At 46.1% G+C, this 12,334-nt stretch carries 15 protein-coding genes, 1 pseudogene and 1 riboswitch; of the genes and pseudogenes, 6 read left to right on the top strand and 10 right to left on the bottom strand.

Annotated elements, in window-relative coordinates:
- Nucleotides 1-11: 11 nt before the first annotated feature.
- The 3 genes from BBR47_RS28505 to BBR47_RS28495 form a co-directional block, all read right to left on the bottom strand.
- Nucleotides 12-368 (bottom strand): response regulator, encoded by a 357-nt coding sequence (locus tag BBR47_RS28505; RefSeq protein WP_015893868.1) that lies wholly within the window; start codon nt 366-368, stop codon nt 12-14.
- Between the two features lie 194 nt (nt 369-562).
- Nucleotides 563-925, bottom strand: coding sequence for a carboxymuconolactone decarboxylase family protein (locus BBR47_RS28500; RefSeq protein WP_015893867.1), 363 nt, complete (start codon nt 923-925; stop codon nt 563-565).
- An 87-nt stretch (nt 926-1,012) separates the two neighbouring features.
- The gene (locus BBR47_RS28495; protein WP_015893866.1) at nt 1,013-1,687 is read right to left on the bottom strand and encodes a Crp/Fnr family transcriptional regulator; all 675 of its coding nucleotides are present in this window, start codon (nt 1,685-1,687) and stop codon (nt 1,013-1,015) included.
- 199 nt (nt 1,688-1,886) lie between these two features.
- On the opposite strand from BBR47_RS28495, the gene BBR47_RS28490 reads away from it, so the two are divergent.
- From BBR47_RS28490 to BBR47_RS28470, 5 genes are all read left to right on the top strand, one after another.
- Nucleotides 1,887-2,654 (top strand): DUF4097 family beta strand repeat-containing protein, encoded by a 768-nt coding sequence (locus BBR47_RS28490; RefSeq protein ID WP_015893865.1) that lies wholly within the window; start codon nt 1,887-1,889, stop codon nt 2,652-2,654.
- A gap of 248 nt (nt 2,655-2,902) precedes the next feature.
- Entirely contained in the window at nt 2,903-3,856 is a 954-nt protein-coding gene (locus tag BBR47_RS28485; RefSeq protein ID WP_015893864.1) for an ABC transporter permease, read from the top strand.
- Nucleotides 3,853-4,794: an iron chelate uptake ABC transporter family permease subunit gene (locus BBR47_RS28480; RefSeq protein ID WP_015893863.1), complete on the top strand. Its 942-nt coding sequence runs from the start codon at nt 3,853-3,855 to the stop codon at nt 4,792-4,794. Before BBR47_RS28485 ends, BBR47_RS28480 begins: the two co-directional genes overlap by 4 nt.
- Nucleotides 4,791-5,549, top strand: coding sequence for an iron ABC transporter ATP-binding protein (locus BBR47_RS28475; RefSeq protein ID WP_015893862.1), 759 nt, complete (start codon nt 4,791-4,793; stop codon nt 5,547-5,549). Before BBR47_RS28480 ends, BBR47_RS28475 begins: the two co-directional genes overlap by 4 nt.
- A 103-nt stretch (nt 5,550-5,652) precedes the next feature.
- Nucleotides 5,653-6,642 (top strand): siderophore ABC transporter substrate-binding protein, encoded by a 990-nt coding sequence (locus BBR47_RS28470; protein ID WP_041749722.1) that lies wholly within the window; start codon nt 5,653-5,655, stop codon nt 6,640-6,642.
- Nucleotides 6,643-6,731: 89 nt separating this feature from the next.
- Here BBR47_RS28470 and BBR47_RS28465 read toward each other — a convergent pair.
- The 7 genes and pseudogenes from BBR47_RS28465 to BBR47_RS28435 form a co-directional block, all read right to left on the bottom strand.
- A pseudogene (locus BBR47_RS28465) lies at nt 6,732-6,950 on the bottom strand (DJ-1/PfpI family protein); the annotation flags it as partial.
- Nucleotides 6,951-7,034: 84 nt separating this feature from the next.
- A complete protein-coding gene (locus tag BBR47_RS28460; RefSeq protein ID WP_015893859.1) occupies nt 7,035-7,898 on the bottom strand; it encodes an ABC transporter ATP-binding protein in 864 nt (287 codons plus the stop codon).
- A gap of 181 nt (nt 7,899-8,079) precedes the next feature.
- Nucleotides 8,080-8,373, bottom strand: coding sequence for a YxcD family protein (locus BBR47_RS28455; protein WP_015893858.1), 294 nt, complete (start codon nt 8,371-8,373; stop codon nt 8,080-8,082).
- The gene (locus BBR47_RS28450) at nt 8,361-8,795 is read right to left on the bottom strand and encodes a hypothetical protein (protein ID WP_015893857.1); all 435 of its coding nucleotides are present in this window, start codon (nt 8,793-8,795) and stop codon (nt 8,361-8,363) included. Before BBR47_RS28450 ends, BBR47_RS28455 begins: the two co-directional genes overlap by 13 nt.
- A gap of 149 nt (nt 8,796-8,944) precedes the next feature.
- Nucleotides 8,945-9,607 (bottom strand): methionine ABC transporter permease, encoded by a 663-nt coding sequence (locus BBR47_RS28445; protein ID WP_015893856.1) that lies wholly within the window; start codon nt 9,605-9,607, stop codon nt 8,945-8,947.
- On the bottom strand, nt 9,607-10,644 hold the full coding sequence (locus tag BBR47_RS28440) for a methionine ABC transporter ATP-binding protein (protein WP_015893855.1): 1,038 nt from the start codon (nt 10,642-10,644) through the stop codon (nt 9,607-9,609). The genes BBR47_RS28445 and BBR47_RS28440 overlap by 1 nt, the downstream gene beginning before the upstream one ends.
- Before the next feature lie 42 nt (nt 10,645-10,686).
- Nucleotides 10,687-11,517 (bottom strand): MetQ/NlpA family ABC transporter substrate-binding protein, encoded by an 831-nt coding sequence (locus BBR47_RS28435; protein WP_015893854.1) that lies wholly within the window; start codon nt 11,515-11,517, stop codon nt 10,687-10,689.
- A 102-nt stretch (nt 11,518-11,619) separates the two neighbouring features.
- Nucleotides 11,620-11,721: riboswitch (SAM riboswitch) on the bottom strand.
- Nucleotides 11,722-11,941: 220 nt separating this feature from the next.
- On the opposite strand from BBR47_RS28435, the gene BBR47_RS28430 reads away from it, so the two are divergent.
- Nucleotides 11,942-12,298 (top strand): hypothetical protein, encoded by a 357-nt coding sequence (locus BBR47_RS28430; RefSeq protein ID WP_015893853.1) that lies wholly within the window; start codon nt 11,942-11,944, stop codon nt 12,296-12,298.
- Nucleotides 12,299-12,334 lie beyond the last annotated feature (36 nt).

The following is a 12,334-nucleotide window of genomic DNA, read 5'->3' as shown; positions in this document are numbered from 1 at the left end:
TGTTTGATCGACTAAAGAGAATTCGTAATGGAAGCCAAAAGCCGTTCTTCATCGATCGGTTTTAGAATGTAATGGCGCGCTCCAGCGTTGATTGCTTCAAAAACGAGCGGCTTTAATCCGTTGGTGCTGACCATAATGATGTTGGCGTCGGGGAAGGTGCCGATGATTTTTTTGACAGTCTCTATGCCATTCATTCCTGGCATATTGATATCCATCGTCACCACATCGGGAAGGTGGTCCGTATATTTTTGATAGGCGTCCAATCCATTCGTCGCTTCAGCAATGACTTGATGGCCCGCCCGTTCCAAAATGATTTTCATGTAATCTCGTACTACAAGGGAGTCGTCTGCTATCAGTATACGAGCCATAAAGCCTCCTGTTTCGAAACGGTTAGTTAACCTTAGTAAGTGAGCAGTCTAATTTTACCATAACACTTATAGGAAAAATGTCGCAATCATTTGATCATAAAAAGTGTACAAACATACAAAAAAACAAACGAATTCCAGTTTTTGATGAAACTGGATTCGTTTGTTTAGCTTTCCCAGATGGGTCATGTATTCGGTTAGCAAAAGCAATCTGGCTTGCCAGGAGCATCATGATAGGCGAGCAAGGCATTGACCCCATGACTTAAGATAGCACCAGAACGTGTCACTGCGGCAACGAGTAGAGCCTCCATAATTTCCTCCATGGTGCCGCCCAGTTCTTTATACTTTTTGACGTGAACATCGATGCAATAAGGGCAGCCAGTCACGTGAGCGACCACAATGGCAATCAACTCTTTCGTTTTGACCGGAAGCTGGTGGGATTGCTGGTAGATTTGCCGCTCGAAAGAAAAATAAGAAGCGGCAGCGTCAGGCGCCAATTTCATCAATTCTGGGATATGCGACAAATTTGCTGATTCATAATACGAACGTGCTTTTGACATGAAACATCCTCTCCCTTTTCATGGGTAGTCACTACGACTTTATTGTAGAGAGAGAAAATGGTTGCTTCTGTAACTTACTCACCAATCTCACCAATCACTAGGAAAAAGTTTTTCCTGGAGGGCATCACGGCGAATAGCTGTGATTCGGCCTCGGCCTAACTGAAGCCACCCGGCTTTTTCAAACTCCTTGAGTGACCGACTGATTACCTCTCGGGCAGTTCCGAGTTCTATGGCAATCGCTTCATGGGTGATGGAAAGATGATTGTGAGAATCTGTGGTACGACGGAGCAATAATTCGGCGATGCGGGCGTTGATCGGTTTAAACGCGATATCCTCGACCAGAGATGTGACGGAGACCATTCGGTTGATCATGTTCCGGTAAATAAACTGACGCAAGTCCTTATAGTGATCCATCCAGTCTTTGAAAACATCTACAGGCAAAAGCAGCAGCTCGGTTTCCTCTTCTAGCTGTGCGGATGCTTCATAGCCCGTCTCACCTAAAATACTGGCCATCATGAGGACGCAGACTCCCCCGCGTTGTACCCGATATAACGTAACCTCACGTCCTGACTCGCTGATGATATAGATGCGGACCTTGCCTGACAATACAAAAGCGGCATGGGCAAACAGATGACCCTGCTGCATCGTAAGCTGGGGAGAAAAGCGTTCCACTGTTATGTCAGGATGGCGCCATGCGGCTTCCGGAACAAAGGAAAAGCACGGAAAAGCATTCGTCACAAGTTGGATTCGATTCAAGTCCATTGTTTTACCCTCCGCGACAACTCAATTAGAGAAATATGCTTACTTGTAGTGTAGGGAAAAGACGGGATCTCTACAATGGAATATCCGTCTGCGGACTGACGAGAGAACAACCCTGTAGCCTGATTTCTCTTCTACGCTGTTTTGCTACGATGTTATAGAACTTATCCTGTAAAAATAACCAAGTATCGAGGGGAAACAGATGAAACAAATGAAACGGTGGATAGGGGTTGGCCTAATTGCTGTGGGAATCGGCGTGGCCGGCTGCACGATCAACAATAACGTGATCAAAATTGAAGAAGAAAAAAGACAGCTTGAATTGCCTGCGGAGTCCATCGAGGCGTTGAATATTGTGACCGATTCGGGCGATTTGGTCGTCAAAGGTGATGAAAAAGCAACCGCGATTCATGTAGAGGCTGAAATCAAATCGAAAAATGTCAAACCCGAAGAAATCATCCTTACACTCGAAAAGGATGGGAATAACGCCGCAACACTACGATCCGAAGTGAACACAGATATCGGTTTTAACTATGTGGATATGACGATAACGGTAATCGTTCCTGCCAAGCTGCCGATAGCCCTTACCGATGGATCAGGGGATATTGACATGACGAATCTAACAGGAAAGCTCACGATTGAGGATGACTCAGGTGATATTCGATTAACGAATACGAACGGAGAGGTAGAGATTCGTGACCAGTCCGGTGATATCAAGATCAAGGACGCGTCAGCCCTCAAACTGATCGAAGACGATTCAGGTGAGATCGTCATGGAAAATACGGGTGGAAACGTAGCGATTCACGATCAATCCGGTGATATGTATATTAGAAAGCATAAGGGTGATGTTACGATATCGGACCAAAGCGGTGATATCGTCATTGATACAGTCGAAGGAAATGTGCTGATTGAGAGTGACGGGAGCGGAGATCGACTCGTTCAAAACGTAACAGGCTCGTACACATCCAAATAATCAGGACCGTCAGGGTTTTTGCCCTGGCGGTTTTCTTGTTGTGGCGGTATTTTGACAGGTTGAGGAAGAAATTAGCCGACTAATGAAAAAAAGCTTCCCCTTCCGATAAAGAAGTGCTAATATAACTAAGGTAGTTCTAATTGAGAATGAATCTCTTTATTAATGATTATGAGAATTATTCTCTCCGGCAAATGCTCGAGTCAATACGGAACATTACTCCATGAAAAAGTAAGAAGAGTAGGGACGCGATGAAAAAGAGATATTTGGTTGTAGCACTTATTTTGCTATCGTTCGTTTCACTTTTTATTGGCGTGAAAGATATATCCCCGTGGGATCTGTTTAATCTCACAGATGACAAAGTGCAAGTGCTGTGGATTAGCCGAATTCCGCGTTTGATTAGTATTATCATCGCAGGGATCAGCATGAGTATCGCCGGATTGATCATGCAGCAGCTGACCCGAAACAAGTTCGTTTCTCCGACGACAGCAGGGACAGAGGACTCCGTTCGCTTCGGAATATTGGTTTCACTCTTGGTATTCGCAGATGCGAGCTCTTGGGTGAAGCTACTCGTTGCTTTTGCATTTGCTCTGTTGGGAACCTTTGTCTTTATGAAGATTCTCGAACGAATCAAATTTAAAGACTCCATTTTCATCCCGTTAGTGGGACTGATGTTTGGAAACATCGTCGGATCCATCACGACGTTTTTCGCTTATAAGCATGACCTGATGCAAAACATGTCTGCTTGGTTGCATGGAGATTTCTCCACCATTATGAAAGGCAGCTACGAACTTTTGTACATAAGCATTCCGCTAGTGATTATCGCTTACTTGTATGCCAACAAGTTCACTATTGCTGGAATGGGTGAAGAGTTTGCCATCAACCTCGGGTTGAACTACAAGCATGTCGTCAACATTGGACTGGTCATTGTCGCTTGTGTGACTTCGGTAGTTATTCTCACAGTAGGGACAATCCCGTTTTTGGGGCTGATCATTCCCAACCTGGTTACGATCTACCTAGGAGATAACCTGAAAAAAAGCTTATCTCATACCGCTTTGCTTGGCGCGGTGTTTGTACTTGCATGTGATATCCTAGGACGCCTCATCATCTTCCCATACGAGATTTCCATCGGCTTGATGGTTGGGGTCATAGGCAGCGGGATATTCGTGTACTTACTCATGAGAAGAAAGGCATATGAACAATGAAAGCGAAGATAGCTGCCCTGACGATTGTGGCCATTGCTTTGATAGCCATTTTTATGATGATTGACGCCGGTGGCAACTGGGATTACGTCCTTCCTCGGCGGGCTAAGAAAATTCTTGCCATTATTTTAACCGGTTGCATCATCGCCTTCTCAACGATGATCTTCCAGACCATCACGAACAACCGAATCTTGACGCCTAGCATCATCGGCCTTGATTCGCTCTATATGTTCATCCAAACATTTGTGATCTTTGTTTTTGGCTCCACCCATTTCACCTTGATGAACAACAACGTGAACTTTCTGATCTCGACAGGTGGGATGGTGCTTTTCGCAGGCTTGCTCTACAAATTCCTGTTTAAGAGGGAAGGGCAAAATATTTACTTCCTGCTTCTCATCGGATTGATCTTGGGCACATTGTTCAGCAGTTTGTCCACGTTCATGCAAGTGTTGATTGATCCGAATGAGTTTTTGGTTGTGCAAGACCGAATGTTCGCCAGCTTCAACAATGTAAAAACAGACCTGTTGATTACGAGCTTTGCTCTGGTCATCGGAATCATGATTTACTTCTGGCGATACATCAAGTACCTGGATGTGTTATCACTCGGTCGAGATCAGGCGATCAATTTGGGGATTCCGTACGATTTTGTCATCAAACGGTTCCTCGTCATCATTGCCATTCTCGTATCGATCGCGACAGCGCTTGTTGGACCGATTACCTTCCTTGGACTGTTGGTAGCGAATCTCGCCCATCAGTTTATGAAAACCTATCAGCATAAATACTTGCTGGTGGGCTCGGCTTTAATCAGTGTGATTGCACTGGTTGGCGGTTTGTTGATTGTGGAGCGTGTACTTGCGTTCTCCACGACGCTTAGTGTCATCGTCAACTTTATTGGTGGGGTTTACTTCATCTATCTTCTGTTAAAGGAGAATAAAGCGTGATAGAAGTCCGGAATGTCACAAAACAGTATGGTAGCAAAAATGTCGTGGAAAACGTCTCTGTGAAGATTGCCAAAGGGAAAATTACGTCCTTTATCGGACCCAATGGAGCCGGAAAGAGCACGCTGCTGTCGATGATTAGTCGCTTATTGACCAAGGATCAAGGCGAGGTTTTCATTGAGGGTCAGGAGATTGGGCAGACAAAGAGCAGTGAGCTGGCAAAGAAAATCTCGATTCTCAAGCAATCGAACCACATAACGGTGCGGTTGACGATTCGTGAGCTGGTCAGCTTTGGTCGTTTCCCGTATTCACAAGGCAATTTGACAAAAGAGGATTGGAAGTATGTAGACGAGGCTATCCAGTATTTGGAGCTCACGGACATTCAACACAAGTACCTCGACCAGTTGAGTGGCGGTCAGCGTCAACGCGCTTACATCGCGATGGTTGTCGCTCAAAATACGGAATACGTCCTCTTGGATGAGCCGCTCAACAATTTGGATATGAAGCACTCCGTCCAGATCATGAAAGTGCTGCGACGTCTGGTAGACGAAAAAGGTAAAACGGTTGTCATTGTCATTCACGATATCAACTTTGCTTCCGTCTACTCGGATTATATCGTCGCTCTCAAGGATGGAAAGGTCGTGAAGGAAGGCACCACAGACGAGATTATCACCCAACCGATCTTGAAAGATGTCTATGACATGGATATCCGTATTGAAGACATTGAAGAAAATAAAATCTGTGTCTATTTCGCGTAAGCCCCATCTCCCCATCGTTAAAATTTTGATGGCCTGCCGGGGTTTCATCAGCAAGCTGTCAATAATTTTATATACTTTTACATTCTATATAGAGGTGAGAGAAGTGAATAAAAAATTACTCATGCTATTTATGGCAGTACTGTTGGCTGTATTCACGGCTGCATGCGGCTCCAATAACGCTGCTCCTGCAACATCTGCGACGGACGCAACAAAAGCACCTGAAGCGGCACAAACATCCGAAGAAGTTACGATCAAGCATAAATTAGGTGAAGCAAAACTGAAAAAGAATCCAAAAACGGTTGTAGCATTTGACTTCGGTGTTCTGGATTCCTTGGACAAATTGGGTGTTGAAGTAGCGGGTGTTGCACAGTCTACCAGCATTCCTGCGTACCTGGAAAAGTTCAAAGATGCGAAATACACAAACGTTGGTGGTTTGAAAGAGCCAGACTTTGAAAAAATCAATGCATTGAAACCAGATGTCATCTTCATTTCTGGTCGTCAACAAGATGCTTACGAAGAGCTGAACAAAATTGCTCCAACCATCTTCATGGGTGTAGACAATGCGAAGTACATGGAATCTTTCAAAGAGAACATGAAAACATTGGGTACCATCTTCGGTAAAGAAGCACAAGTAGAAGAAGAGCTGGGCAAAATCGATGCATCTATCAAAGAATTGAATGCAAAAGCAACGGCAAGTGGCAAGACTGCTCTGATCGTAATGGTTAACGAAGGCAAACTGAATGCTTACGGCGCTGGTTCCCGTTTTGGTATCCTGCACGGTGAATTTGGATTTACGCCTGTAGACAAAAACATTTCTGTAGAAAATCATGGTCAAAGCGTTTCCTTTGAATATATCGCAGAAAAAGATCCAGACTACCTGTTCGTAATTGATCGTGGTAACGCGATTTCCAAGAATAAAGAAGTGTCTACTTCTACACAGCAAACAGTAGAAAACGATCTGATTAAGAACACGAAAGCATTCAAAACTGGCAACATCATTTACCTGGATTCTAGCAACTGGTACTTGTCTGGTGGGGGATTGGAATCCACCGCTGGCATGGCAGAAGAAGTTCTGAAAGAAGTGAAGTGGTAAGAGGCTAGAAAGGAAAGTGGCGACAGCCCAAGGGAGTAAAACATTCCCGGGGCTGTCGCCTTTTCATTTTATAGAACGTGCTGATTCATTTATAATCGGGGTTCCCGCTTGGCAAACTCCTGTAACATCCCTCTTATTTGTTCAACCAATAAAGCAGGTGCCTTCTTTGGCGAACCCGAGTCAAACAGTGGCTGGGGATCGTATTCCAAAATCAACTGGACCCCTTTGCTCATATCCTCTCCCAATTCCCATGCAACTAGTTGGAGTGCCATGTCGATACCAGAGGAAACGCCGGCTGCTGTAACGAGGAAAGATAAATAGTCGGTATAGCAAAAAGCCGGTTACACCAAAAACGTGGTGAAAACCGGCTTTTTGTTTGCGGAATCTAACGGTTATCTGGCTCCAACCAGCTTGCGCTCTTCCGTGTAAACAGGTTGGGTCGTGTTTTCGTTTGCTTGTTTTTGGTCCACAGCATGACACAGCTCATATGGGAGGCAGAGCGGTACACCCGTGCGAGGATCAGTCAGGATGTCTGCTTCGATGTTGAATACCTTGCGCAGCATCTCAGGCGTCATGACTTCAGCAGGGCTTCCCTCAGCGACGACCGTACCGCGAGAGATGGCAACCATGTGCTGTGCATAACGGGTTGCGTGGTTCAAATCGTGGACGACCATAACAATCGTACGATTTTCTTCGTCATTGAGCTTTTGCAGGAGCTTGAGAACCTCCAGCTGGTGAGCCATGTCCAGGAAGGTCGTAGGCTCATCCAGGAACAGGATGTCTGTTCCTTGCGCCAGTGCCATCGCAATCCACGCGCGCTGACGCTGACCGCCGGATAGCTGGTCAACTGGACGGTCATGGAAATCTGCCATCCCGGTCATGGAGATAGCCCAGTTTATGATCTCCTTGTCTTCCTTGGTCAAAGAGCCGAAGCCTTTTTGATGGGGGAAGCGGCCATAGGTAACGAGCTCAGACACGGTCAAGCCATCGGGTGCGGTTGGGTTTTGCGGCAAAATCGCGAGTTGCTTGGCGACTTCCTTGGTCGATTGCTGATGGATCGACTTTCCGTCCAAAAATACTTGTCCGCCGGTTGGTTTCATAATCCGCGCGAGAGTTTTGAGGATCGTTGATTTACCAGAACCATTTGCACCAACCAGAGCAGTAATTTTTCCAGAAGGAATGCTGATGTTCAAGTCTTTGACAATGGAAAGCTCACCGTATCCGATGTCCAGCTTTTGCGTGTATAAGCGCTCCACAATGGGCCAACTCCTTTTTAGGAAAGTATGTACATGTATGTGTAAACAAAGACAATGATAATCATTTTCACTAAGATAAAGTATATAACGGAACGAGGTCAAATTCAATATGAAAAAGCCAACCTGCTCACATGTGTGAACAAATTGGCCTTGGGTTGGGTTAACAAATGATTATCCGGTGTTAGTAGGTGATATGAGCGATAATACCTTCTTCGTCGTCCAATACCAGCTCGATACCGGCGGAATAAGGGTTGCGCTGCATCTGGGTCTCCAGGTAGTAGCGAATCGCTTCAATCATGTTAATCTCGACGAAGATTTGTTGGCGATCCATCCAGTGTACTTCAGCAGAGAAGCCATACTCCTCGTCCCACATCAGCTCGACGGAGATATCTTGTGGCTTCAACTGCTTTTTGAAAGCTGCATGAATGCAAATCGCATTAATAATATCTTGTTCAGAAAAAGTTATCTTTTCCATGCGTTCAGTTCCTGTTCTTTCTCACGCTTGTTTTTGAAGTAGACGAACGCTTTGCGGATCAGGATAATCACTGCGAGGATCGCCATCAGGTTGATCATGAAGCCAAGGATGGAGCCCAGCATACCCATGTCACCGAATAGGGATCCGAACAGCAAACCAGCCAGACCACCAATCATGAGACCTTTCATGAATCCGCCGCTTTTGCTTGCGGTAGCAGCAGGAGTTGTTGTCGTACCTTTATTGGTTGATGCGTTTACATTTGAATCGGCTTTGTTGGGTGTTTGTGTATTGGTGGGAGCCGTATTAGAGTTAAAAGATTTTTTCCCGGACTTATAGCCTTTCGCGTCGGCGTGATCAATGAATCCTCCGGCCGGAGCGAGTACGAGCATTACGGCAACCAACATCATGATGAGTTTTTTCATGTTATTTAGGTAGCACCTCTCATTTGAATGACTTGTACATATAAGTCTACATGAATATCGAGCGAAAATCCAATGCACTTTCATTGACGATCGGTTTAAATACCTACAAAAAAGCCCCTGACAAGCGATCTCGTCAGGGGTTCTTCGATTTACGCGCTCTTTTTCAGTTTTCGGGCTGCCCAGTTACCCAACGATTGAATGAGCTGGACCAAGACGACGAGGATAATGACGGTAATGATCATGACTTCAATGTCCCATTGCTGGTAGCCGTAGCGCAAGGCGAGATCGCCCAGTCCGCCGGCACCAACTGCGCCCGCCATAGCAGTAGCACCGATCAACCCAATGGTCGCGATCGTCAGGCAGAGGACGATGCCAGGCCGTGCTTCACGCAGCATGATCCGAAAAATAATCTGCGTCCGGGAAGCGCCCATCGCTTGGTACGCTTCGATCACGCCGCGATCTACGTCATGCAGGGCAGTTTCCATCAGGCGTGAGATATAAGGAGCCGTATAGACGATGAGCGGCACAATGGCTCCTTCAATTCCAATCGAAGTGCCCACGATCAACTCTGTAAAAGGAATGATGGCAACCATCAGGATAATAAAAGGCAACGAACGCACAATGTTGATGATCGTATTCAAGGTGTGATAAATGATTTTATTCGGAAAAAGGTGATTCGCCTGTGTGATGACCAACAAAATCCCGAGCGGAATCCCGATCAGTGTCGCAATGAACAAGGAAAACCCAACCATGATGACGGTCTCTTGCAGGGATTGCCCGAATACCGGAATCATTTCAATCAAACGCTCCATTAGCTCCGCACCTCCTCTGGTGACACAATATCTACGCGGTAGACGGATTCGCGCAAGAAGCGAATGCCATCTTGAATGGGCTGGTCTTCACCAGAAATGTGCAAAAGCAAAATGCCGAGCGCCGTTCCCTTAATGGTCGTAATTGAGCCGTATAACAGATTGGTGCTAATCGGAAAGCGTGCGGACAAGGTGCCAAGAACAGGATCGAGAGCGGCATCTCCGCGAAAAGCAACGCGAACAATTTTGGAAACGGGTCCGGATTCTTTTATCTTGGACAAAATCTCCTGTGGTACCTGATCATCAAAAACCGTTTTGATAAAATTACGGGTCGTTTGCTCTTGCGGATTGCTGAACACATCCAGAACAGAGCCTTGCTCGATGACGACGCCGTTTTCCATGATGGCTACTTGGTCGCAGATTTTCTTAATGACCTGCATTTCATGGGTAATCAGCACGATGGTCAGGTTGAACTTTCGATTGATGTCGAGCAATAGCTCCAGAATGGATTCGGTTGTTTGCGGATCGAGAGCGGAAGTCGCTTCGTCACAGAGCAGAATTTCCGGATCGGTCGCAAGTGCACGAGCGATGCCCACCCGTTGCTTTTGTCCACCGGATAGTTGAGAAGGATAAGCGTTTGCTTTATCAGACAAGCCAACCAAGCCGAGAAGGTCTTCTACCTTGCGCTTTATGACATCTTTGGGGACGCGATTCATCCGCAAGATTTCCGCCACATTGTCAAAGACATTATAGGAAGAGAGCAGGTTGAAGTGTTGAAAAATAATCCCGATCTTTTTGCGAGCTTGCCGCAGCTCTTTTTCCTTGAGGGTCAGCATGTTCTGGCCATTGACGATCACAGAACCGCTGGTCGGCTTCTCCAACAGGTTGATGGTACGGAGCAGGGTACTTTTCCCCGCTCCGCTAAAGCCGATCACCCCGTAGATTTGCCCTTTTTCCACCTGCAGGGATACGCCCTTCAATGCTTCTACCTGCTTGTTTCCTACTTGATACGACTTATGAATATCGGTTAGCTGTATCATAACGAGTTCTCCTTGTTGTTCTTGATGTTCCTGGCGTCGATCTTACCAGGACGGCAGTACAGCTCCTTCAAAGCGTTCGTCGATGAATTTTTTCACTTCTTCCGAGCGGTAGATGTCCACCAGCTTTTTGACGGCTGGGTTGTCTTTGTTGGTTTCGTTGACTGCCAAGATGTTTACGTATGGAGAGTCAGCCGTCTCAGCGAAGATCGCGTCTTTTTTCGGGGAGTAGCCAGCTTCCATCGCGAAGTTCGTGTTAATCGAAGCAACCTCTACGTTGCTCAGCGAGCGTGCCAGGAAAGCAGCCTCCAGCTCTTTGAATTGCAAATTTTTCGGATTTTCCACGATGTCCAGTGGTGTTGCGTTGTCACCCACGCCATCCTTGAGCTTAATTAAGCCAGCTGCCTGATAGAGCAGCAAGGCGCGTGCTCGGTTGGTCGGATCATTTTGAATGCCGACAACGCCGCCTGCTGGGATGTCCTCGACTTTTTTATGCTTGGTGGAGTACAGGCCCATCGGGTACGTCACGGTTTTTCCGACCTCGACGATCTTTGTCTTGTGATCTTGATTGAACTTCGCCAAGAACGGGATGGTTTGGAAGCTGTTCACATCGAGATTTCCTTTATCGAGAGCTTGGTTTGGCTGTACGTAATCGTTGAAAACGATGACTTCGACGTCGAGCCCTTTGCCTTTGGCGACTTCTTTTACTTTGTTGAGAATTTCTTCGTGTGGGCCGCCAGTGACACCCACTTTGAGTGAGGTTTGTTCAGCAGCAGTACCGCCGTTAGCAGGCGCAGCTTCTTGTTTACCCCCGCAAGCCGTTACGAGCGATGCAGCGAGCAGTAGTGTAGTGAGCAGTAGACCAGTTTTTTTCATGAAAATACCCCTTTTCTCTGGATGTAAGATGGAAAAGAAAAAAGCCTCTTCCGACAGAAGAGGCGAAAACTGCAAGTATGTAACCACACTGCAACAATACCTCTCTTATCTGTCGGAATAATTCCGCTGGATTTGGCACCGTATCGTTTGCGATAGGTTGCCGAGGTGTCATAGGGCCAGTCCCTCAACCTCTCTTCATAAGAGAATGTGCTATGAAATTATCATTCCAAACATTGTTGTTAATTCTTATTTGGATAGTTGGATTATAACGACTGATTTTTTCGGTGTCAACAGTTTTTGCAAACGAATGACTTGGTGGAAAAATGTGAAATTGATCTAAATACGAATATTCTATTGAAGAATGAAAAAATCATATGTATAATGAGAGCGAATGAACCCGATGCCAGCTATCGCAGGTGATGACATGACTCTCGTGGACTCCAATGAAACTAGAAAAAAGCTGTCTGCCATCTATAATGAGATAGCAAAAGAGTTGTTCGGATTTGGAACGACTTTGCTCCGAGTCACGATTGAAAATCAGATGATTACGTTCCAAGCTAAGCATCGCCGCTCTCCGCGCTCACAAGCGTTGGAAGGAGAAGCACCGGCCCTCAAGCTCGAAGTCGATTTTCGCATGTCCCTTCTTTATAAGAAGAGACTGAGAGAACGACTGGAAGAAGAGATGGGGTTGCCGTTGGAAGCCGTGCTCAGGGACTACGATGCGCCTACGCAGTGGGCGATCACGAATGTTATTTTAGCTGAATCAGAACTGAATACCTGACGCAATCGTTCGGATTTTCTCTTTTGATCTATCTTA

It is taken from the genome of Brevibacillus brevis NBRC 100599 (genome assembly GCF_000010165.1).
In the GTDB taxonomy this organism is placed as follows: domain Bacteria; phylum Bacillota; class Bacilli; order Brevibacillales; family Brevibacillaceae; genus Brevibacillus; species Brevibacillus brevis_D.
This window is presented reverse-complemented; position numbering and strand designations above follow the sequence as displayed.